The sequence below is a fragment of the Janibacter sp. Soil728 genome (genome assembly GCF_001428305.1).
In the GTDB taxonomy this organism is placed as follows: domain Bacteria; phylum Actinomycetota; class Actinomycetes; order Actinomycetales; family Dermatophilaceae; genus Janibacter.
On the sequence record NZ_LMRZ01000004.1, the window covers coordinates 115,623 to 135,596 of the forward strand.

Consider the following 19,974-nt stretch of genomic DNA (forward strand, 5'->3'; position numbering starts at 1 on the left):
TCAGCGGGACAGGTGCTGGGTCAGCATCCAGTCGCACCACTCGACGCTGGCCCGCGCAGACCTGATGCCGAGCTCCACAGCAGCGAGGTTTGACCAGTTGGCCGCCTGCTCTGCGTCCGAGACCATCCACAGTGACCACACGTCGACGGTCTCGACATCACGCACCGCCTGATCGACATCACCGAGCACCCACGTCTCGTGGGCTCGTCGACCGGTCGAGGTCCTCAATAGGTGACCGGAGAGCTCCCGAAGAAGTGACTCCTGGTCACGCCTCGAAGGGGGCGAGCAGCCGCTTGAGCGCGCGCGTCAGTGCATCCCGCTCGGCGGGTGCCATGTCGTCCAGGAGCTCGCCCTCGCGCGTCAGCAGGTCGGCCATGGCGGAGTCGACCGCAGCCTGGCCCCCCTTCGTCAGGCGGACGATGACGCCGCGGCGGTCGGAGGGCGAAGGGAGGCGCTCGACCCATCCCTTGGTCGCCAGGCGGTCGATGCGGTTGGTCATGGTGCCGGACGTCACGAGCGTCTCCTGGACCAGACGACCGGGGGAGAGCTCGTAGGGCTCGCCGGCGCGGCGCAGCGCGGACAGGACGTCGAACTCCCACCCCTCGAGCTCGTGGCGGGCGAAGGCGGTGGTCCGGTCGAGGTCGAGCAGCCGGGCCAGCCGGGAGATGCGCGAGAAGACGTGGAGGGGTTCGACGTCGAGGTCTGGGCGTTCGCGCCGCCAGGCCTCGACGATGGCGTCGACGTCGTCGGAGGGATCGTGGCGGCTGGTCATGCATCGAGAATACCTGCCATCGTGAATCTTGATGTCGAGACAAAAGCTTCGTCGGCGGTTACGCTCGTCGGACGCTACCGAGGAGGCAACATGACGGTGACCTGGGACCCGAGCCGGTACGGGCAGTTCTCCGACGAGAGAGCGCGTCCCTTCACGGACCTCATGGGTCGCGTCGCGGCCACGGAGCCGCGTCTCGTCGTCGACCTGGGGTGTGGCAACGGCCCGCTCACCCTCTCGCTCGCCCGACGCTGGCCACAGGCGCGCGTCGTGGGCGTCGACAGCAGTCCCGAGATGCTGGCGGCAGCCCGGGCCGAGGACACCGACTCACGCATCGAGTGGGTCGAGGCCGACCTCGCCGACTGGGACATCGCCAGTCTGGGTGCCGCTCCTGACGTCATCGTCAGCAATGCTGCGCTGCAGTGGGTCCCGCGCCACCTGCCGCTCGTCGAGAGCTGGGCCGCGGCGCTCGCGGACGGCGGCTGGTTCGCCCTGCAGGTGCCGGGCAACTTCGATGCCCCGACGCACGCGCTCATGCGCGAGGTGGCGGTCGACCACCCGCGCAGCGGCGAGCTCGAGGCGGCGACCGATCGCTACGGGGCCGGCGATCCCTCGACCTACCTCCAGGTCCTCACCGCGGCTGGGCTCGCCGTGGACGCGTGGGAGACGACCTACACGCACGTGCTCGACCCGCAGGCCGAGAGCGACAACCCGGTGCTGGACTGGGTCTCGGGCACGGGGTTGCGCCCGATGCTCGAGGTGCTGACGGACGAGACCGAGCGCGCGGACTTCCTCGCGACCTACGCCGAGCGGGTCGGCGAGGCCTATCCGCGGACCCCGGCGGGCGTGCTGCTGGCCTTCCGTCGAGTCTTCGCGGTGGGGCACAAGGCATGAGCGTCGGCCTGCACCATGTCCAAATCGCCTGCCCGGCAGGCAGCGAGGACGCGCTGAGGGCCTTCTACTCCGGGGTTCTCGGGCTGCCGGAGATCGCCAAGCCGCCCGTGCTGGCCGCCCGGGGCGGCGCGTGGTTCCGGGTCGGTGACCACGAGCTGCACTGCGGGGTCGAAGGGGACTTCCGCCCGGCGCTCAAGGCACACCCGTGCCTGCTCGTGGAGGACGTCGAGGGCGTGGCAGCGGCCGTCCTCGCGGCAGGTGGCGAGGTGCGCTGGGACGAGGCGATCCCCGGCATCCGCCGCTTCCACACCGATGACCCCGTGGGCAACCGCGTCGAGCTGCAGCAGGCCTGAGCGACAGGCGCCCGGCCGGCCCGCCGCGACCGGACCTGCCGACCAGGGCAACCGGCAGACCTGCATTGCCCTAGGGCAATGCAGGAAAGCGTGCATTGCCCTAGGGCAATGCAGGTCCACCCAGACCGGCGAGGCCGCCCCAGGCGAGGCCGGCCATGTGGGAGGCCACGACCTCCTTGTCGGGAGCGCGGGTCTCGAGCCACCACTGACCGGTGAGGGAGACGAGACCGACCAGCATCTGCGCGTACATCGGCGCGTGCTCGGCGTCCAGATCGCGCACCGCGAAGGCATCGGAGAGCAGGTGGGCCACCTCCGCCGCCACATCTGACAGGAGCGAGGCGTAGGTGCCGGAGGGAGCCTCCCCCGAGACATCGCGCACGAGGATGCGGAAGCCGTCGGGTGAGCCCTCGATGTAGTCGAGCAGCGCCAGCGCTGCGCGCTCGATCGTCTCCCGGTCGGTGCCACCGGCGGTCAGGGCCGCTGTCACCCGGACGGTCAGCGCGCTGAGCTCGCGGTCGACGACGACGGCGTAGAGGCCCTCCTTGCCGCCGAAGTGCTCGTAGACGACGGGCTTGGAGACCGCTGCCGTGGCGGCGATCTCCTCCACGGAGGTGCCGTCGATCCCCTTCGCCGCGAAGACTCCTCGGCCCACGGCCACGAGCTGCTCCCGACGGGCGGCACCCGTCATCCGAGGTCGCCGGGGGAGGCGTGCCGCGTCCTGCTGATCGGTCATGCGCCCATTGTCCGTGATGACCGGCGGCGGGAGTCGACTACCCTGACCCGTGCCGCTTCGGTGGCGTTCCCCGGTTGGTCTGCCGGCAGGGCCCGCCTGACTTTGAATCAGGACTAGCGACGTAGGTTCGACTCCTACCCGGGGAGCTCATCCGTCTTCAGGGACAATCACCTCGTGACCGCACCACACGAGACGCCCACCCGACGTCGGCGCAGCCTCCCCCGCACGCTGATCACCGGAGTCCTCGTCCTCGCCCTCGTCGCGATGTTCGCCGCCGGTGTCGTGTCCTTCCTGCCCGGCGGGCTCGCCGGACTGACCGGCCGGGTCGGGCCGCCCGAGGTCGAGGGCAAGGTGCTGTGGACGAGCGAGGACCTCGCGATCCAGCTGGGGCCCAACGGTTGGCTCACCCACCCCGGCGAGGGCGGCGACTACGTCGCCCGCAATGTGCGCACCGGCGCGTCGTGGACCATCGGCGACCTCTCCTCCCGACGGGAGATCACCCCTGACGGGGTCGTCGTGCAGCCCGAGGGGCAGCGGATCCTCGTGCAGCGCGAGGGAGCCACGCACACGACCAGCACGACCAAGATCCTCGCGGAGTTCGGCGACGACCGGCTCTGGCCGGGCACCAACAGCCAGTTCGTCGGCGTGAGCGAGCGCCATGTCGCCGTGCTCACCTGCCTGGCCCCGAAGCCGTCGAGGCTCATGGACGAGGTCGAGGGAGGGCGCGCCGTCCTCGCCGGGGTCGACCTCCGGGACGCCTCGGTCGACTGGACCCGGGACACGGGGGCAGGCTGCGGGAGCGACGTGGTCCAGGGCTTCTACCCGAGCACATTGCCCGCGCAGCGCTACCTCCTCCTCGAGCCGGCCGAGGAGCAGGTCATGGCGGTGGACCTGGACACCGGCTCGGTCGCCCAGCGGTGGTCCGGGGCCAAGCGCCACTGGTTCGCCGTCCAGGGCGAGCACGTGCTCGCGACGGACGGGCAGGGGGCCGCGACGTGGAGCTCCCTGCGCACCGGCAAGCAGATCGCCGAGGTGAGCTGTCCGTTGATGTCCATCGGCAACCCGGGGGACGTCTCGCGCCAGCTCTCGCCGGAGGCGACGCCCTTCGTCGAGTGCCGCGACAGCGTCCAGGTGGTCGACGAGGACGGGTTCACCGAGATCACCACGCCGCCCTTCGACGAAGGGGAGCCGATCTCCGACGGCGACGAGGTGGCTGTCGGGCACCTGGTCCTGCGGCGGGAGGGTGCCGTCATCCACCTGAGCGACGGACTGACCGGCGAGGCCATCGGCGACCTCGACGTCCCGGAGGACTTCCAGGTCGGGCGCTACGCACCATCGGGTCGGCTGCTCCACTTCGTGGCCTGGAAGGACGGCGGCCCCCGCAACACCGGCAGCTACCGTGCCTTCGACACGATGACCGGCGAGCTGGTGGTCTCGACCGGTGAGGGGATGCGCACCGGTGCCGACGCCTCGCCCGACGGGATCATCGTCGTCGAGTCCGATGACGAGGACCTCGAGGGGACCCGGCTCTGGGTCGCCGGGACGAAGGAGGCCTCGTGAGTGCGACGCCCAGCAAGAGCGCCGACCTGGCCAAGCTCGTGGCAGCCTTCGTCGTCGCGGCGCTCGCCGTTGCCCTCGGCGGGTGGTGGCTGTTGACCAGGACCGGTGGTGTCGACGGTCGGGTCTTCCACAGCGGTGATCGTCCGGCCAGCATGACCATCGGACCCAATGGATGGTTCGCCTACTCCGACGACGAGGGCGAGTGGGTCGAGCACGCTCCGACCGGTGAGCGCTGGGGAGGCGAGCGGCTCTACGGCTCGCCCGTCCTGACCTCCGACGGGACAGCGGTGTCGACCCTGGGTCCGGACGTGCGCATCGCCCGAGCGAGCGGCCTCGTGGTCACAGAGGGCAGCGACCTGCTGGTGGCCCACGGCGACAAGGAGCTGCTGCCCGGCGACGAGGTCGAGGTCATCGGCTTGTCGACGCAGCACGCGGCCGTCGTCTCGTGCCTGTCGCCCGCCGGCCAGGCCCGTCTCGGCAAGGACGTCCCCGGCGGACGCCTCGTCGTCTCCGGCGTCGCGCTCGAGGACGGTCAGGTGGACTGGAGCCACGACACCGAGGTTGGTTGCGCGACCAGGCTCGCGACCCTCTACCCGCACGGTCTGCCCGAGCAGCGTCACGTGCTGCTCACCCCCGCGGAGGAGACCACCCAGGCACTGGACCTCGACACCGGCGCGATCGCGGAGACCTGGCAGCAGGCTCCGCGCGGTCGCGTCATCGTCCGCCAGGACGAGGCGGTCCACCGGTCCGGCGACACGGTGAGCGTGACCTCCCTTCGGTCGGGCAAGGAGCTGGCACGCACCAGCTGCCCCGGAGCGCGGCTCGACGGGATCGGTGAGTCCGGTGGACGTCTGGCCGCGGAGGGGACGCCGCTCGTGCGCTGCGGTGACAGCGTGCGGCTGCTCGGGGACGACGGGTTCGTCACCGTCGACAGCCCGCCGGTCGAGGAGAGCCAGGAGGTCGCCGACGGCCACTCGGTCGTCTTCGACCGCTTCCTCATCTCACGCAGCGGAGACTCGCTGACCCTCCGGGATGCGTTGGTGGGCAAGGATGTCGGGGCCGTCGATGTCCCCGAGGGATATCGCATCTCGACCAACGACCTGCGCGGGCGACTCATCGTCTTCTACCGTCCGGCGGACAAGTTGTTGAGCGATGCGGCGGAGAGCTCCTTCCACATCGTCGACACCCGCACCGCCGCGCTCGTGGCCACGACGGACAACGACCTGTCGCCCGGGGCCGAGGTGTCGACGGACGGGTACGCCGTCCTCGGCGAGTTCGTGGAGCGGCGCCGCACCCGACCGTCGTACAGCAAGGCCTGGCTCGTCGGGGTCGAGGACGTGCAGCGGCCGTCCTGACGGTCGGTCCCTCGGCGCCGTCGACCGCTCAGCCGATCTCCTCGCCCGAGAGGGCCTTGGCCGCCAGGCGCTCCTCCTCGCTGACCTCCCACACCTCCCAGGCCGCATGGAGGGCGATGAGGATGATGGCGCAGCCCAGGACCAGGTCCGGCCAGCCGGACGATGTCCACAGCGTCACGACGGCCATGCCGATGACGGCGACGTTGACGAGCACGTCGTTGCGCGCGGAGAGGAAGGCCGCTCGGCTGAGCGAGCCCCCGGCGTGCCGCACACCCGCCAGCAGCCATCCGCTCGTGCCGTTGACGACGATCGCGCCGAGCGAGGCGAGGACGACGGGCAGCACCTCGGGGGCGACCGGGTCGGCGAAGCGACGGGCCGCCTCGACACCGGCCACCGTTGCCGGTACGAGGATTGCCAGGGCCATCGCCTTGCCCATCAGGGCGCGCCGGGCGAGCGGCCAGCCGAGCGCCACGAAGATCAGCAGGTTGATCGCGGTGTCCTCGAGGAAGTCGACGCTGTCCGCGAGCAGCGACACCGACCCGGCGCCCAGGGCGACGGTGAACTCGACGAAGAAGTAGGCGAAGTTGAGCAGCGCCACGACGAGCACGAGCCGTCGCAGTCGGCGAGCGTCGATCCCCAGAGGGTGCACGGTTGCGCTCATGCCGCGACGATATCGGCTTGCGGTGCCGCCCTCCTCGGCGCTCAATGGTCTGGTGAGCGCACCGCGGACCGTCGTGCTGGTCGAGGGGGAGAGCGACCGGCTGGCGCTGCGCGCGCTCGCACCCCGGCTCGGGATCGACCTCGCCGAGACCGACGTCGCAGTGCTGCCCATGGGTGGCGTCACCAATGTTCGGACCTTCGCCGAGCGCCACGGCCCCCACGGTCTCGGTCAGCGGGTCCTCGGCCTCTACGACGTCGGCGAGGAGCGTCATGTCCGAAGGGGGTTGCTCGCCGCCGGCCTGCCCGTGGACGAGGCGACCGGTCCGGCAGGGAGGGGCTTCCACGCGTGCCACGTCGACCTCGAGGACGAGCTGCTGCGTGCGCTCGGGACGGACGGCGCCGAAGCCGTGATCGAGTCGGCAGGCGAGGGGCGCTCCCTTCGTCTGCTGGCGAGGATGCCTGCGCAGCAAGGCTGGTCGCGGGAGAAGGTGCTCCGACGGTTCCTGGGCTCGCAGTCGGGACGCAAGGCACGCTATGCCGGGCTCTTCGTCGATGCCATGCCCCTCGAGCAGGCGCCCGCACCGCTGGTGGCCCTCCTCGAGCAGGTCGGTGCCACGTAACCTGCAGGCGTGCGACTCCTCCTCATCCGCCATGGCCAGACTCCCAACAACGTCTCGGGTGCGCTCGACACCGCCTTCCCGGGCGCAGGCCTGACCGACCTCGGGCAGGCGCAAGCGGCCGCGGTCCCGGCCGCGCTCGCCGACGAGGACGTCAGCGCGGTCTACGCCTCGCCGCTCGTGCGGACCCAGCTGACGGGCAACCCACTGGGCGTGGAGCGCAGGATCGAGGTGCACGTGCGCGAGGGGCTCGAGGAGATCGCAGCCGGCGCCTTCGAGATGCGCTCGGACCAGGAGGCGGTCGAGGCCTACCTCGGCGGGTTGGCGGCCTGGCTGCACCGGGACCTCGATCACGCCCTGCCGGGCGGGACCACCGGCCACGACTTCATGGATCGCTACGACCGTGCGGTGCGGGGCATCGCCGAGCGGCACGGTCGGGAGGACACCGTCGCCCTCTTCAGCCACGGTGCCGCCATCCGCGTCTTCGCGACCCTCGCGGCCGGACTCGACGCCGACGAGGTCGAGGGCATGTGGATCAACAACACGGGCATGATCCTGCTCGAGGGACACCCGAGCGACGGCTGGGGGCTCGTGCGCTGGACTGGTGAGCCGCTCGGTGGTGCCCACCTGGCGGGGGTCCGCGCCCACGACGTCACGGGTGAGGCGATCGACGAGGAGCTCGACGACTGACTGCGATGTCCGTCAGCGGGCGAAGTCGTCCGTCGCCCGCACGATGATCCCGTCCGTGACCTCGGCGCCGCTGTGGTCCTCGCCCTCCACGACGTGCAGCGTGGCGAGCGGCAGACGCTCGACGAGGCGATGGACCACGCCCAACGGTGCGGCGATGTCGAGCCGGCCCCTGACGAGAACCGCGGGGATGCCCGCGATCGAGTCGAGGCGCCCGCTGATCCCGTCCGGTGGCAGGAAGCCGTAGTGGCCGAAGACGTGGGTCACGAGTCGAGCGAACCCCAGAGCGAAGGTGGGATCCGCGTAGCGCGGGCTGGCCACGGGCGGCCCGGTCAGCGTGGCCAGACGCTCCTCCCAGTCGCACCATGCCCGGGCGGCTCGGTGGTGGACCGCTGGATCGGGGTCCGCGAGCAGCTCGTGGATCGCGGCGGGCAGATTGCCGCCACGTTCGACGTCCGGGACGAGGGAGCGCAGGGAGTCGAAGGCCTCCGGGTAGACCTCACCCATCGTCCAGGTGAGCCAGTCGACCTCCTCGCGGGTGGTCGTCACGGCGCCCCAGAAGACCATCTCGCTGACCCGCTCGGGGTGGGTGACCGCATAGGCCAGGCCCAGCGTCGAACCCCACGACCCACCGAGGACGAGCCACCGGTCGACGCCGTGAAGGGCGCGCAGTGCCTCGATGTCGGCGATCAGGTGCTGCGTCGTGATCGTCGACAGGTCAGCGTGCGGGTCGCTCGCCAGCGGTCGGCTGCGCCCGCAGCCCCGCTGGTCGAAGAGGGTCACGCAGTAACGGTCGGGGTCGAAGTAGCGGCGCCACCACGGTGCGGCGCCGGACCCGGGTCCTCCGTGCAGGACGACAGCGGGCTTGCCCGTCGGGTTGCCGACCCGCTCCCAGTGCACGTGGTGACCGTCGGAGGTGTCGAGCACGCCCTCCTCGAAGGGGTCGACGAGCGGGTACCGGGCCATCTCTCAACCCTCCCAGATGCCCTGACGCATGACCGCTGAGACCGTGAGTCCCTCGTCGAGCACGACGAGGTCGGCGCGGGCGCCCGCCTCGACCCGTCCGACATCGGTGAGTCCGAGAGCGGCGGCCGGAGCCCGGGTGGCTGCGTCCACCGCTTGCTCGAGCGTGAATCCGCTCGCCACCGAGTGCCGAACCGCTCCCGCCATCGTGAGCGTGGACCCCGCGATGGCGCCGCTGGGTGTGCGCGCCACCCCGTCACGCACCTGCACGTGGATCGGGCCCAGGTGGTAGTCGCCGTCGTCCGCTGCCGCCGCGCCCATGGCGTCGGTGACGAGCATGATCCGCCCCGGCGCGGCAGCCAGGGCCAGGCGAAGCATGGCCGGGTGCACGTGCACCCCGTCGGAGATCAGCTCGACCCACACGCGCTCGTCCTCGAGCAGGGCGGCGATCGGGCCGGGGCGGCGGTGGTGCAGCCCGCGGATCTGGTTGAAGAGGTGCGTTGCGACGCTCGCCCCGGCATCGATCGCTTCACGGGCCTGCTCCCAGCTCGCGTCGCTGTGGCCGACCCCGACCACGACACCTGCGTCGGCGATCCGGTGGACCGCGTCCATCGCGCCGTCGAGCTCGGGGGCGATCGTCACCATCCGCAGGGCATCGCCTCCGGCAGCGAGCAGTCGGTCGACGTCCGCGGGCGAAGGGGGACGCAGCAGGCTCGGCTCGTGGGCGCCGCAGAAGTCCCGCGACAGCCACGGTCCCTCGAGGTGGACCCCGGCGAGGACTCCGTCGGTGACGAGCTCGCCCAGGACGCGGACGTGACGCTCCAGCTGCGGCACCTCGTCGGTGACGAGGCTGGCCACCAGGCTCGTCGTGCCGTGGCGCAGGTGGGCGGCGGCCACGTCCATGGCCTCGTCGGCGTCGCCGACGGTGAAGGAGGCCCCGCCACCGCCATGACAGTGCGCGTCGACGAAGCCCGGCACGAGGGTGCCCGTCAGGACCACATCGGCAGGCGAGGGGGGACCCCCTTCGCCCACCTCCTCGATGCGCTCGGACACCACGCGCACCCACCCCGGGGCGAGCGTGCGCCCCGGGGTGACGATGCGATCGGCGGTGAGGATCACGCGCTGTCGTCCGCGGTGACCAGGGACTCCTCGCCCTCGTCCTCACGACCGGGGGTGCGCAGGTTCCACCTGCGGATGACGACGCGGAAGAGCACGTAGTACACGACCGCATAGCCCAGCCCGATGACGATGAGCAGCAAGGGTTTGGTCGCGATGTTGAAGTTGAGCACGAAGTCGAACAACCCTGCGGAGAAACCGAACCCGTCCTTGATGCCCAGGGCATTGACCAGTGCGAGTGACGAACCGGTGAGCAGGGCGTGGATGACGTAGAGCGGCCACGCGACGAACATGAAGGCGAACTCGAGGGGCTCGGTGACGCCGGTGAGGAAGGCGGTCAGGGCGGTGGAGCCCATGATGCCGCCGACGAGCTTCTTCTGCGCCGGCTTGGCCTCCTGGTAGATGGCCAGGGCAGCGGCCGGGAGGGCGAACATCATGATCGGGAAGAAGCCGGTCATGAAGGCTCCGGCGGTCGGGTCGCCGTTGAGGAAGCGCGGGATGTCGCCCGTGACGGTCTCGCCACCTGCAGTGGTGTACTCGCCGAGCAGGAACCACGGAGGGTTGTTGAGGATGTGGTGCAGACCGGTCGGGATGAGCAGCCGGTTGACCGTGCCGTAGACGAAGCCACCGAGGACCTCGTTGTCGGCGACCCACTCACCGAGGTTGGTGATGCCCGCGTCGAACCACTGGTAGACGAAGCTCATGAGCACCGAGAGGATGATCGCCGCCACGGCGGTGATGATCGGGACGAAGCGTCGCCCGCCGAAGAAGGCGAGGTAGGTCGGCAGCTTGATCCGGTGGTACTTCTGCCACAGCCAGGCCGCGGTGAGCCCCATGACGATGCCACCGAGGACACCGTAGTTGATCAGGGCCTGCTCTTCTCCCTCCGCCGCCGCGCCGAGGACGAAGGGGGACATGGCATCCCCGACTCCCTTGAAGACGAGGTACCCCACGACTGCCGCGAGGGCCGTCGAACCGTCTGCCTTCTTGGCCATGCCGATGGCGATGCCCACCGCGAAGAGGATCGGCAGGTTGTCGAAGAGGGCGCTACCGGCGGCGCCGATGATCGGCGCCACGTGCGTCCAGCCGAGGCCGTCCGCGCCGAGGAGGTCCGGCTGCCCCAGACGCAGGAGCAGTCCGGCGGCCGGCAGGGCCGCGATGGGCAGCATGAGGCTGCGGCCGAACTTCTGGAGCGGTGCCAGGTTGAGCTTCTTCTTGCGCGCCGGCTGGTCGCCGGGCACGTCGATGGGCCCGTCTGCTGTGGTCACGAGCGATTCCCTTCGGGTGGTGCCGGGGTTGGGTCGTCGTCCCGGCTCAACGACATGTGCAGCTGGTAGCGGTCCCCGCGGTAGCGGGAGATCACGTGCTCGACCGGGTGGCCGAGACTGGTGGAGAGGCGACGAAACACGAGGAGGGGAGTGTGCTCCGGGCTGGCGAGCACTCGAGCGACGCGGCCCTGGGCGCTCTCGCCCCAGAGGGTCTGCTCGGCGGCGTCGATGACGATGTCGTACTCGTCGGCGAGGAGCGCGTAGAGCGAGTCGCCGAGGTCGTGGGAGTCCAGGTCGGGCAGCAGGGCGGCCGAGTACCAGCTCTCCTCGAGGGCGATGGGCTGACCGTCGGCGAGACGGAGTCGGTCGACTCGCCAGGCGTGAGAGCCGCCGAGCCAGTCCATGACCTCCCTTGGGGGAGCGGTGAGCTCGATGTCAAGGAGTCGGGTCGAGGGCTCGAGGCCGCGGCGGCGCATGTCCTGGCTGAAGCTCGCGAGGTGCAGTCGGCTCTCGAGGCGCGGTCGCGCGACAAAGGTGCCCTTGCCGTGGACCCGGTGCAGCAGACCGTCGCCGATGAGGGTCTCGATGGCCTTGCGCACCGTGGAGCGTGAGACGTCGAAGCTGACCATGAGCTCGCGCTCGGAGGGGATGGCTGCGTCCGGGCCCAGCTGTCCGGCGAGCTCGGTGAGGGCGTCGCGCAGCTGGACGTGCTTGGGGCGTGGCCCCGACAGGGGTGCTCGTGGCACTTCCGGATCCTCACCTTCATTGGTACGGTCTGGTACGTACCAGTGAGGATCCACGTCGAGGTGGGAGGTGTCAAGCATCGTGACCGTGATGGCCGACGAGATCGCCGAGCAGCCGGAGGCGATCCGACGCACCCTTGCCGCGCTGCTTCCTCTGCGCGCCGACCTCTGCACCCTCTTCGCCGGTCACCGTCGTGTCCTCTTCGTCGCGCGCGGTTCCAGCGACAACGCCGCGATCTACGGCCGCTATCTCCTGGAGGCCTGCGCCGGGGTGAGCGCCGCGCTCGCTGCCCCGAGCATCGCCACCCACTACCGCGCGGACCTCGACCTCACCGACACGCTGCTCGTGGCGGTGTCGCAGTCAGGGGCGACGACGGAGATCATCGAGTGCGTCGACTGGGCGCGCTCCCACGGTGCCGCGATCGTGTCCGTGACCAATGTCGCCGGCTCCCCCCTGGCGAAGGGGGCGGACGTCGCCCTGATCACCCGGGCGGGGCCGGAGATGGCCGTGCCGGCCACGAAGACCTATCTCACGCAGCTGGTTGCCATGGCCGTGCTCGCCGACGCCCTCGGCGCCGACCTCGAGCCCGATCTCGCCGGAGTCGCTGACGAGGTGGCCTCGGCGGTGGCGTGCGTCGAGCTCGTCGATCCTGCGGTCGGCCTGCTGCGCGATGCCGCGCATGTCGTCGTCACGGGTCGTGGCCTGTGCCTGGGGACAGCGCTCGAGACCGCGCTGAAGATCGAGGAGACCTGTCTGATCCCGGTGCGCGGGTACTCGTACGCCGACCTGCGCCACGGACCGATCTCGGTCATCGAGCCCTCCGTCGTCGCGGTGCTCTTGGCTGCCTCCGACGGGCCGATGCTCGAGCCCTTGACGGACCTTGCCGATGACCTGCGCCGCAGAGGGGCGCGGGTCGTCGGCATCGGTGGGGACGCCCCCTTCGCCCGGGCCTGCGACGTGCACGTGCCCGGACCGGACCTGCCGGAGCCGGTCGCACCCCTCGGGCTCGTCGTGCCCGCCCAGCTGCTCGTCGAGCGGCTCGCGCGGGCGCGTGGTCACGACCCTGACAACCCCCGCGGTCTGGCCAAGGTCACCCGCACCGACTCACACTGATCCACCACCACTGAAAGGGACTTCACCATGGCAACCAAGGCAGAGCAGATCCTCGCCGGCCTCGGCGGCGCGGACAACATCGTCGAGATCGAGCCGTGCATCACCCGGCTGCGGACCGAGGTCAAGGACGGGTCCTTGGTCGACCAGGCCGCGCTCAAGGCGGCGGGCGCCCACGGAGTCATGGCTCAGGGCACGGTCGTCCAGGTCGTCGTCGGCCCCGAGGCGGACAACCTCGCGGACGACATCGAGGACCTGATGTGAGCGAGGTGCTCGCCCCCTGCGCGGGGAGGGTCCTGCCCATCACCGAGTGCGTCGACGAGGTCTTCGCCGGGCAGCTCGTCGGTCCCGGGCTGGTCATCGAGCCGCCGGACGGCATCCAGACCGTGGTCGCCCCCATCGCCGGGGCGGTCATGAAGATCCACCCCCATGCCTTCGTCGTCGTGGGGGAGGGCGCCGGCGTGCTCGTCCACCTCGGGATCAACACGGTGCGGCTCGAGGGGGCGGGCTTCGAGGTGCACACGACCCAAGGGTCCACCGTCTCGGTGGGGGACCCGATCATCTCCTGGGACCCCGCCACGCTCCCGAGCGAGGCTGCGGGACAGGCGATCTCGCGTCAGGTGCCCGTGGTGGTCCTTGACGCCCCCGCCGACTCGCTCGACCTGTCGGACCTGCCCGCCGACGTCGTCCCCGGCGCCTCCCTCTTCGCATTGCCCTAGGGCAATGCACACATCCACCGACCACGACCAGGAGCACCACATGCCCAGTCGCACCGCCACCATCGCCTCGTCCGTCGGCCTCCACGCGCGGCCCGCAGCCCTCTTCGTCAAGCAGGCCAACGAGTCCGGCCTCGACGTGCAGGTCGCTCGTCCCGGCGAGGAAGCCGTCGACGCGACGAGCATCCTCGGCGTCATGACCCTCGGGGCCAAGCACGGGGAGCAGGTCGAGATCACCGCCGAAGGGAAGGGGGCCGAGCAGGTGCTCGACGCCCTCGTCACCCTCCTCGAGACCGACCTCGACGCGCAGGGTTGAGCCCCGTGGCCGACGAGGAGCGCACCCACCGCGGCATCGGGGTGTCCCCGGGCTGTGCCTACGGCCCGGTGGTGCTCGTCTCGCCGCCGGTCCGTGCGCCCGAGGGCGAGGCGGCAGCGGCCGACCCGCAGCAGGCGCTCACCCAGGTGAAGGCGGCCTTCGAGTCGGTGGCCCGCGACCTCGAGGAGCGGGCCGGCCGGGTCGAGGACACCGCCGCGGAGATCCTCACGGCCACCGCACTCATGGCCCGCGACAAGGGCCTGCTCAAGGCCGCTGGCACGCACCTGGACGAAGGGGAGGGGCCCGCGACCGCGATCGAGTCCGCCGTGTCCGAGTTCGTCGTGCAGTTCGAGGCCCTCGGTGGGTACTTCGCCGAGCGGGTCGCCGACCTGCGTGATGTCGGTGCCCGAGCCGTCGCTGCCGTCCTCGGCGTACCCGCTCCCGGGGTCCCCGACCTCGCCGAGCCCAGCGTGGTGGTGGCGCAGGACCTTGCCCCGGCGGAGACCGCCGTCCTCGACCGCACCCTCGTCCTGGCCATCGTCACCAGCGGTGGTGGTCGCACGAGCCACACCGCGATCCTCGCCGCCCAGCGAGGGATCCCCGCCGTCGTGCAGTGCGACCGAGCTCTCGAGCTGCCCGTCGGCGCACTCGTCGCCGTGGACGGTGACCTGGGCACGGTGACCCTGGAGCCGGGTGAGGCCTTCGTCGCCGACCTCGCCGTGCGCAACGAGCGCCGCACCTCGGCCCTGGACGGGTCCTTCGGACCCGGACGCACCAGCGACGGACATGCCGTCGCACTCCTGGCCAACATCGGCGATGTGGCGGACGCAGAGGCGGCCGCCGCGCAGGACCTCGAGGGGGTCGGGCTCTTTCGCACCGAGTTCCTCTTCCTCTCCGCCACCTCGGCCCCGACGCTCGACGAGCAGGCCGAGGTCTACGCCCAGGTGTTCGCACCCTTCGGGCGCCGTCGCGTCGTGGTGCGCACCCTCGACGCAGGTGCTGACAAGCCGCTCGCCTTCGCCGACCTCGGCCCGGAGGAGAACCCGGCTCTCGGGCGCCGAGGTCTGCGCCTGTCGGCGGAGCGTCCCGACCTGCTCGACGTCCAGCTGCAGGCGCTCGCCATCGCGACCCGGGAGACCGGCGCGGACGTCCGGGTCATGGCGCCGATGGTGGCCACGGCGGAGGAGGCGGACTGGTTTGCCCGCCGGGTCCGCGAGCACGGGCTTCCCACGGCTGGTGTGATGGTCGAGGTGCCGGCCGCCGCCCTGCGCTCCCGGCACGTCCTGGCCGACATGGACTTCGCGAGCATCGGCACCAACGACCTCTCGCAGTACACGATGGCGGCCGATCGGATGCAGGGCGCACTGTCCGAGCTGCTCGATCCGTGGCAACCCGCAGTGCTCGACCTCGTCGCCGCGACCTGTGCCGGAGGTGCAGCGACCGGCACCCCCGTCGGGGTGTGCGGTGAGGCGGCTGGCGATCCACTCCTGGCGCTCGTGCTCGTCGGCCTCGGTGTCTCGAGCCTGTCGATGGCCCCGAGCAGGATCCCGATGGTCCGGCTCGCCCTCTCGCGCCACTCGTTGCCCGAGTGCCAGCGGATCGCGACTGTGGCGCTGGGCGCGCGCACTGCCGCTGCGGCGCGGACTCGCTGCCTCGAGCAGGCCGTGGTGGAGATCACCGACCTGCTCTGAGGTCGGGCTCGGTCGAGCACGGCACGGTCCGGCCGCTACAGTTGGTGAGCGGCCCAGACGGCCAGCCGCACCCCCGAGACCTCGGAGTACACCGCGTGAACGACGTCCGTCCCGACGCAGTCATCATCCTCGCCGCGGGCGAGGGAACCCGGATGAAGTCGACCCTCCCCAAGGTCCTGCATCCCATCGGCGGTGCCCCTCTCCTGGGGCACGCGATGCGAGCCGCGGCCGGTGCCGGTGCGAGCGAGACCGTCGTGGTCGTGCGTCACCAACGCGACCGGGTCGCCGCCTTCATCGACGAGTACGCGACGCAGGCGCACCTCACCTGCCGCACCGCCGACCAGGACGAGGTCAAGGGCACCGGGCGTGCGGTCGAGTGCGGTCTCGAGGTCCTGCCGGCCGACCTGCAGGGCACCGTCGTCGTCACCATGGGTGACGTGCCGCTGCTGTCCGCCGAGACGATCAGCGAGCTGACCCGCGCCCACGTCGGGGCGGGTGCCGCCGTCACCGTCATCACCTCGGTCCTCGACGATGCCAAGTCCTACGGCCGCATCGTGCGCGATGCCGAGGGCGGCGTCGAGCGGATCGTGGAGTTCAAGGACGCCACGGAGGCCGAGCGCGGGATCCGGGAGATCAACTCCGGCATCTACGCCTTCGACGCCGCCGTGCTGCGCCGTGAGCTGGCCAATGTCACCTCGGACAATGTCCAAGGTGAGAAGTACCTGACCGACGTCCTCCAGCTGGCCCGGGCCGCTGGCGGCACCGTCACCGCGCACGTGCTCACCGACCTCTGGCAGACGGAGGGCGTCAACGACCGCGTCCAGCTCGCCGAGCTCGGCAAGGTCCTCAACCAGCGCGTCCTCGAGCGCCACATGCGCGCCGGCGTGACGATCGTCGACCCGGCCACGACGTGGATCGACGTCGACGTGACCATCGGGCAGGACACGCGCGTCCTGCCCGGCACCCAGCTGCTGGGCGCCACGAGCATCGGCGCCGAGGCCACGATCGGCCCGGACGTCACCCTCACCGACTGCGAGGTCGGCGACGGCGCCGAGGTCAAGCGCGCCGAGGGCCACCTCGCCGTCATCGGCGCGGGCGCCACGGTCGGCCCCTTCTCCTACCTGCGTCCGGGCACGGAGCTCGGGGCGAAGGGGAAGATCGGCGGCTTCGTCGAGACCAAGAACGCCAAGATCGGCGACGGGGCCAAGGTCCCGCACCTCACCTACGCCGGCGACGCCGTGATCGGGGAGGGCGCCAACATCGGCGCCGGCACGATCTTCGCCAACTACGACGGTGTCAGCAAGCACCAGACCGTCATCGGCAAGCACTCCTTCGTCGGCTCCGACACCGTGCTCATCGCGCCGGTCGAGGTCGCCGACGGTGCCTACGTGGCTGCCGGTTCGGCCCTCACCGACGCAGTCGGCGCCGGGCAGCTCGGCATCGCCCGTGGCCGCCAGCGCAACATCGACGGCTGGGTTGCCACGCACCGAGCCGGCACCTCGACCGACGCCGCCGCACAGGCGGCGACACAGCCCCCTTCGACCGACCCCACCCCCGAGAGCAGCGAGGCCCCCCAGTGAGCGGCATCCACAGGACCCCGGAGAAGAACCTCATGGTCTTCTCCGGACGCACCCACCCGGCATTGGCCGACGCCGTTGCGGCGGAGCTCGACATCGAGCTGGTGCCCACGAGCGCGTACGACTTCGCCAACGGTGAGATCTATGTGCGCTACGAGGAGTCGGTGCGTGGCTGCGACGCCTTCGTGCTGCAGAGCCACTCCACCCCGATCAACGAGGCGATCATGGAGCACCTGCTCATGGTCGACGCCCTCAAGCGCGCCAGCGCCAAGCGGATCACCGTGGTCATGCCCTTCTACGGGTATGCGCGTCAGGACAAGAAGCACCGCGGTCGCGAGCCGATCTCGGCGCGTCTGATGGCCGACATGTTCAAGACCGCTGGCGCCGACCGCCTGATCACGGTCGACCTGCACACCGACCAGATCCAGGGCTTCTTCGACGGCCCGGTCGACCACCTCATGGCGCGACGGATCCTGGCCACGTATGTCAACGAGAAGTACGGCGATCGCAAGCTCGCCGTCGTCTCCCCGGACGCCGGTCGGATCAAGGTCGCCGAGCAGTGGTCGCGTCAGCTCGGCGGCGTGCCGCTGGCCTTCATCCACAAGACGCGCAACATCGACCGTCCCAACGAGTCCCTCGCCAACCGCGTGGTCGGTGAGGTCGAGGGCCGCTGGTGCGTGCTCGTCGACGACATGATCGACACGGCCGGCACGATCACCAAGGCCGCCGACGCCCTCATGGAGGACGGCGCCGCCGGCGTCATCATCGCTGCCACCCACGCGATCTTCTCCGGTCCGGCCGTCGAGCGGATGCAGGCCTGCGCGGCCGAGGAGATCATCGTCACCGACACCCTCCCGCTGACGGACGCGCAGCGCTTCGAGGGGCTCACCGAGCTCTCCATCGCCCCGCTCGTCTCCCGCGCGATCCGCGAGGTCTTCGAGGACGGCTCGGTCACCAGCCTCTTCAACTGACCCGATACGACACGAGCCCCGCAGCCACCCGGCTGCGGGGCTCGTCGTCTTTGCGGGCGGGCGAGGGCGGGCCCGCGACAGGAGATGTCGGCGCCACTCAAGCCGAAGTCGAGAACGAGAACGCACCCGGACGACGACGAAGGACTTCGGCCGGCGCCGACGTGTCCTGCCGGGGGGTCGCAGAGGGGTCCGCGGGCGCGGGGACGCTCAGCCGCCCTGCCGCGACCGGTAGGCAGCGGCGGCGAGCCGGTTGCCGCAGCCCCCTTCGCAGTAGCGCTTGCTGCGGTTGCGCGAGAGGTCGGCGAGCACGTCGTCGCAGTCGTCGGCGGCGCACACCCGCAACCGGGACAGCTCACCGGCACGGATGACGTCGACGAAGGCCATCGCCGCCTCGACCTGCATCCGTCGCGCGAAGGGGGCGTCGGTGTCCGTGGCATGGATGTGCCAGCCGTAGCCGTCATGGTCGACGAGCTGCGGGAGGGCCCGGCCATCGCGCAGCAGCTCGTTGACCAGCTCGGCCGCAGCCACGTCGTCGTCGGCGGCCTGCCACACGGCACGCAGCCGTCCGCGCAGCGCGCGGGCCTGCTCCAGCTCGGCGGCGTCCCCGTCGAAGCGTCCTGTCCAGCCCCAGGTCTCGTAGAAATCCCGAAGGGCCTCGACGCTCGAGAGGGTGTCCTGCGCGTCATCGGCGCGGATGCCGACAGCGGTGTTGACCAGTGCAGCCGCCGTGCGCAGTGCAATGTCCGTGTCATGGGCAAAGGCCATGTTGACTCCTGACGTCGTGGAGGTCTAGCGTCATCACCAACAGGTTACGTGACTCATGACGCAAGGAGCAGCCGTGCAGGCCGTCATCTCCACCCCGCAACGGGCCCCCTTCGTGCTGGGGCTGCTCGTCGCGCTCTTCTCCGCGGCGACCTTCGGCTCCTCAGGCACCTTCGGCGCCTCGCTCCTGGCGACAGGGTGGAGTCCCGGCGCCATCGTCACGCTGCGCATCTGCGGCGCGGCGCTGGTGCTGCTCGTCCCGACGGTCATCGCCATGCGCGGCCAGTGGCACCTGTTGCGCCGCAACGCCCTTCGCATCACGGCGTACGGGCTCTTCGCGGTCGCGGGGTGCCAGTTCGCCTACTTCATGGCGGTCGACCACCTGTCGGTCGGGGTGGCCCTGCTGCTCGAGTACCTCGCGCCCGTGCTCATCGTGGGCTGGGTCTGGGTCAGGCACGGCCGGCGGCCCTCGCCGCTCACCGCGGCCGGCGTCGCCGCGGCCGTCCTCGGTCTCGTCCTCGTCCTCGACGTCACGTCCGGGGCCCAGCTCGACCTGGTCGGGGTGCTGTGGGGTCTGCTCGCGGCCGTCGGCCTCGTGGTCTTCTTCCTCGTCGCAGCGGACGAGCAGGACGCCCTCCCGCCGATCGGTTTCGCCGGTGCGGGCCTGGCCGTGGGTGCCGTGAGCCTGCTCCTCGCGGCCGCCGTCGGTCTGCTGCCGATGACCGCCAACACCTCTGCCGTCGACCTCGCCGGATGGTCGGCTCCCTGGTGGGTCCCGATCATCGAGCTCGCAGTCGTCGCGGGCGCTGTCGCCTATGTCTCCGGCATCGCCGCTGCACGCCTGCTCGGCGGCACCGTCGCTTCCTTCGTCGGCCTGAGCGAGGTGCTCTTCGCTGTCGTCTTCGCCTGGCTGATCGTCGACGAGGCGATGTCTCCGGTGCAGATCGTCGGCGGAGTGGCCGTCCTCGTGGGGGTCGTCGCGGTCAAGCTGGGCGAAGGGGAACGCAATGGCCCACCGCTGCCCACCGATGATGTGGACGCCGTCCTGATGGCGGTCGCAGATGAGGAGCCGATCCCCGGCTTTGCCGAGTCGCAGCGGGTCCACTAGTATC

At 70.9% G+C, this 19,974-nt stretch carries 23 protein-coding genes and 1 tRNA gene; 15 read left to right on the top strand and 9 right to left on the bottom strand.

The window, feature by feature from the left end; translation table 11 throughout:
* Both ASG73_RS07330 and ASG73_RS07335 read right to left on the bottom strand, forming a co-directional pair.
* Complete coding sequence (locus ASG73_RS07330) at positions 1 to 189, bottom strand: hypothetical protein (RefSeq protein WP_055993107.1); 189 nt, start codon at positions 187 to 189, stop codon at positions 1 to 3.
* Between the two features lie 76 nt (positions 190 to 265).
* Positions 266 to 772, bottom strand: a complete 507-nt coding sequence (locus tag ASG73_RS07335; protein WP_055993109.1) for a MarR family winged helix-turn-helix transcriptional regulator — start codon at positions 770 to 772, stop codon at positions 266 to 268.
* A gap of 90 nt (positions 773 to 862) precedes the next feature.
* Here ASG73_RS07335 and ASG73_RS07340 point away from each other — a divergent pair, with 90 nt between their 5' ends.
* Positions 863 to 1,663, top strand: coding sequence for a methyltransferase domain-containing protein (locus ASG73_RS07340; RefSeq protein ID WP_055993111.1), 801 nt, complete (start codon positions 863 to 865; stop codon positions 1,661 to 1,663).
* A complete protein-coding gene (locus ASG73_RS07345) occupies positions 1,660 to 2,016 on the top strand; it encodes a VOC family protein (RefSeq protein WP_055993113.1) in 357 nt (118 codons plus the stop codon). The genes ASG73_RS07340 and ASG73_RS07345 overlap by 4 nt, the downstream gene beginning before the upstream one ends.
* A gap of 100 nt (positions 2,017 to 2,116) precedes the next feature.
* Here ASG73_RS07345 and ASG73_RS07350 read toward each other — a convergent pair whose 3' ends face one another.
* Positions 2,117 to 2,704, bottom strand: a complete 588-nt coding sequence (locus ASG73_RS07350) for a TetR/AcrR family transcriptional regulator (protein ID WP_055993115.1) — start codon at positions 2,702 to 2,704, stop codon at positions 2,117 to 2,119.
* Positions 2,705 to 2,816: 112 nt separating this feature from the next.
* Here ASG73_RS07350 and ASG73_RS07355 point away from each other — a divergent pair.
* The 3 genes from ASG73_RS07355 to ASG73_RS07360 all read left to right on the top strand — a co-directional run bounded on the left by ASG73_RS07355 (position 2,817) and on the right by ASG73_RS07360 (position 5,664).
* Positions 2,817 to 2,895, top strand: a tRNA-Gln gene (locus ASG73_RS07355).
* A gap of 28 nt (positions 2,896 to 2,923) precedes the next feature.
* Positions 2,924 to 4,309 (top strand): hypothetical protein, encoded by a 1,386-nt coding sequence (locus tag ASG73_RS17510; protein WP_082567078.1) that lies wholly within the window; start codon positions 2,924 to 2,926, stop codon positions 4,307 to 4,309.
* Positions 4,306 to 5,664 carry a hypothetical protein gene (locus ASG73_RS07360; RefSeq protein WP_055993117.1) on the top strand — a complete coding sequence of 453 codons (1,359 nt, stop codon included), beginning with the start codon at positions 4,306 to 4,308 and terminating at the stop codon, positions 5,662 to 5,664. The genes ASG73_RS17510 and ASG73_RS07360 overlap by 4 nt, the downstream gene beginning before the upstream one ends.
* Positions 5,665 to 5,692: 28 nt before the next feature.
* On the opposite strand, the gene ASG73_RS07365 is transcribed toward ASG73_RS07360, so the two are convergent.
* A complete protein-coding gene (locus ASG73_RS07365) occupies positions 5,693 to 6,325 on the bottom strand; it encodes a cation transporter (RefSeq protein ID WP_055993119.1) in 633 nt (210 codons plus the stop codon).
* On the opposite strand from ASG73_RS07365, the gene ASG73_RS07370 reads away from it, so the two are divergent.
* Together ASG73_RS07370 and ASG73_RS07375 are read left to right on the top strand one after the other, a co-directional pair.
* Positions 6,324 to 6,944, top strand: a complete 621-nt coding sequence (locus tag ASG73_RS07370) for a TOPRIM nucleotidyl transferase/hydrolase domain-containing protein (protein ID WP_082567079.1) — start codon at positions 6,324 to 6,326, stop codon at positions 6,942 to 6,944. The two genes, ASG73_RS07365 and ASG73_RS07370, sit on opposite strands and share 2 nt — an antisense overlap.
* A gap of 9 nt (positions 6,945 to 6,953) precedes the next feature.
* The gene (locus ASG73_RS07375; RefSeq protein ID WP_055993121.1) at positions 6,954 to 7,631 is read left to right on the top strand and encodes a histidine phosphatase family protein; all 678 of its coding nucleotides are present in this window, start codon (positions 6,954 to 6,956) and stop codon (positions 7,629 to 7,631) included.
* Between the two features lie 12 nt (positions 7,632 to 7,643).
* Here ASG73_RS07375 and pip read toward each other — a convergent pair whose 3' ends face one another.
* Genes pip through ASG73_RS07395 form a run of 4 tightly spaced genes read right to left on the bottom strand, consistent with a single transcriptional unit; the run spans position 7,644 to position 11,721 of the window.
* Positions 7,644 to 8,594, bottom strand: coding sequence for a prolyl aminopeptidase (gene pip, locus ASG73_RS07380; protein ID WP_055993123.1), 951 nt, complete (start codon positions 8,592 to 8,594; stop codon positions 7,644 to 7,646).
* A 3-nt stretch (positions 8,595 to 8,597) separates the two neighbouring features.
* Positions 8,598 to 9,710 (bottom strand): N-acetylglucosamine-6-phosphate deacetylase, encoded by a 1,113-nt coding sequence (gene nagA / locus ASG73_RS07385; protein ID WP_156466190.1) that lies wholly within the window; start codon positions 9,708 to 9,710, stop codon positions 8,598 to 8,600.
* The gene (locus ASG73_RS07390) at positions 9,707 to 10,975 is read right to left on the bottom strand and encodes a PTS transporter subunit EIIC (protein ID WP_442905348.1); all 1,269 of its coding nucleotides are present in this window, start codon (positions 10,973 to 10,975) and stop codon (positions 9,707 to 9,709) included. Before ASG73_RS07390 ends, nagA begins: the two co-directional genes overlap by 4 nt.
* On the bottom strand, positions 10,972 to 11,721 hold the full coding sequence (locus tag ASG73_RS07395; RefSeq protein ID WP_055994388.1) for a GntR family transcriptional regulator: 750 nt from the start codon (positions 11,719 to 11,721) through the stop codon (positions 10,972 to 10,974). Before ASG73_RS07395 ends, ASG73_RS07390 begins: the two co-directional genes overlap by 4 nt.
* An 88-nt stretch (positions 11,722 to 11,809) precedes the next feature.
* On the opposite strand from ASG73_RS07395, the gene ASG73_RS07400 reads away from it, so the two are divergent.
* The 7 genes from ASG73_RS07400 (at position 11,810) to ASG73_RS07430 (ending at position 18,100) form a co-directional block, all read left to right on the top strand.
* Positions 11,810 to 12,832, top strand: coding sequence for an SIS domain-containing protein (locus tag ASG73_RS07400; RefSeq protein WP_055994391.1), 1,023 nt, complete (start codon positions 11,810 to 11,812; stop codon positions 12,830 to 12,832).
* Positions 12,833 to 12,859: 27 nt separating this feature from the next.
* The gene (locus tag ASG73_RS07405; protein ID WP_055993125.1) at positions 12,860 to 13,093 is read left to right on the top strand and encodes a glucose PTS transporter subunit EIIB; all 234 of its coding nucleotides are present in this window, start codon (positions 12,860 to 12,862) and stop codon (positions 13,091 to 13,093) included.
* Positions 13,090 to 13,548 (top strand): PTS sugar transporter subunit IIA, encoded by a 459-nt coding sequence (locus ASG73_RS07410; RefSeq protein WP_055993127.1) that lies wholly within the window; start codon positions 13,090 to 13,092, stop codon positions 13,546 to 13,548. The genes ASG73_RS07405 and ASG73_RS07410 overlap by 4 nt, the downstream gene beginning before the upstream one ends.
* A gap of 40 nt (positions 13,549 to 13,588) precedes the next feature.
* Entirely contained in the window at positions 13,589 to 13,861 is a 273-nt protein-coding gene (locus tag ASG73_RS07415) for an HPr family phosphocarrier protein (RefSeq protein WP_055994395.1), read from the top strand.
* Positions 13,862 to 13,866: 5 nt separating this feature from the next.
* Positions 13,867 to 15,552 carry a phosphoenolpyruvate--protein phosphotransferase gene (ptsP, locus tag ASG73_RS07420; RefSeq protein WP_055993129.1) on the top strand — a complete coding sequence of 562 codons (1,686 nt, stop codon included), beginning with the start codon at positions 13,867 to 13,869 and terminating at the stop codon, positions 15,550 to 15,552.
* Between the two features lie 95 nt (positions 15,553 to 15,647).
* Complete coding sequence (gene glmU / locus ASG73_RS07425; protein WP_082567080.1) at positions 15,648 to 17,132, top strand: bifunctional UDP-N-acetylglucosamine diphosphorylase/glucosamine-1-phosphate N-acetyltransferase GlmU; 1,485 nt, start codon at positions 15,648 to 15,650, stop codon at positions 17,130 to 17,132.
* Positions 17,129 to 18,100: a ribose-phosphate diphosphokinase gene (locus tag ASG73_RS07430; RefSeq protein WP_055993132.1), complete on the top strand. Its 972-nt coding sequence runs from the start codon at positions 17,129 to 17,131 to the stop codon at positions 18,098 to 18,100. The genes glmU and ASG73_RS07430 overlap by 4 nt, the downstream gene beginning before the upstream one ends.
* 207 nt (positions 18,101 to 18,307) lie before the next feature.
* On the opposite strand, the gene ASG73_RS07435 is transcribed toward ASG73_RS07430, so the two are convergent.
* The gene (locus tag ASG73_RS07435) at positions 18,308 to 18,865 is read right to left on the bottom strand and encodes a CGNR zinc finger domain-containing protein (RefSeq protein WP_055993134.1); all 558 of its coding nucleotides are present in this window, start codon (positions 18,863 to 18,865) and stop codon (positions 18,308 to 18,310) included.
* A 73-nt stretch (positions 18,866 to 18,938) separates the two neighbouring features.
* On the opposite strand from ASG73_RS07435, the gene ASG73_RS07440 reads away from it, so the two are divergent.
* Positions 18,939 to 19,970 carry an EamA family transporter gene (locus ASG73_RS07440; protein WP_055993136.1) on the top strand — a complete coding sequence of 344 codons (1,032 nt, stop codon included), beginning with the start codon at positions 18,939 to 18,941 and terminating at the stop codon, positions 19,968 to 19,970.
* The last annotated feature ends 4 nt before the right edge of the window (positions 19,971 to 19,974 follow it).

What these genes read in the sequence shown, in the direction of transcription:
- ASG73_RS07415 (WP_055994395.1), top strand. Translation starts at nt 13,589, where the DNA reads ATGCCCAGTCGCACCGCCACCATCGCCTCGTCCGTCGGCCTCCACGCG.
- ASG73_RS07350 (WP_055993115.1), bottom strand. Translation starts at nt 2,704, where the DNA reads ATGACGGGTGCCGCCCGTCGGGAGCAGCTCGTGGCCGTGGGCCGAGGA.
- ASG73_RS07400 (WP_055994391.1), top strand. Translation starts at nt 11,810, where the DNA reads ATGGCCGACGAGATCGCCGAGCAGCCGGAGGCGATCCGACGCACCCTT.
- ASG73_RS07335 (WP_055993109.1), bottom strand. Translation starts at nt 772, where the DNA reads ATGACCAGCCGCCACGATCCCTCCGACGACGTCGACGCCATCGTCGAG.
- ASG73_RS07405 (WP_055993125.1), top strand. Translation starts at nt 12,860, where the DNA reads ATGGCAACCAAGGCAGAGCAGATCCTCGCCGGCCTCGGCGGCGCGGAC.
- ASG73_RS07345 (WP_055993113.1), top strand. Translation starts at nt 1,660, where the DNA reads ATGAGCGTCGGCCTGCACCATGTCCAAATCGCCTGCCCGGCAGGCAGC.
- ASG73_RS07435 (WP_055993134.1), bottom strand. Translation starts at nt 18,865, where the DNA reads ATGGCCTTTGCCCATGACACGGACATTGCACTGCGCACGGCGGCTGCA.
- pip (WP_055993123.1), bottom strand. Translation starts at nt 8,594, where the DNA reads ATGGCCCGGTACCCGCTCGTCGACCCCTTCGAGGAGGGCGTGCTCGAC.
- ASG73_RS07365 (WP_055993119.1), bottom strand. Translation starts at nt 6,325, where the DNA reads ATGAGCGCAACCGTGCACCCTCTGGGGATCGACGCTCGCCGACTGCGA.
- ASG73_RS07340 (WP_055993111.1), top strand. Translation starts at nt 863, where the DNA reads ATGACGGTGACCTGGGACCCGAGCCGGTACGGGCAGTTCTCCGACGAG.
- ASG73_RS07370 (WP_082567079.1), top strand. Translation starts at nt 6,324, where the DNA reads ATGCCGCGACGATATCGGCTTGCGGTGCCGCCCTCCTCGGCGCTCAAT.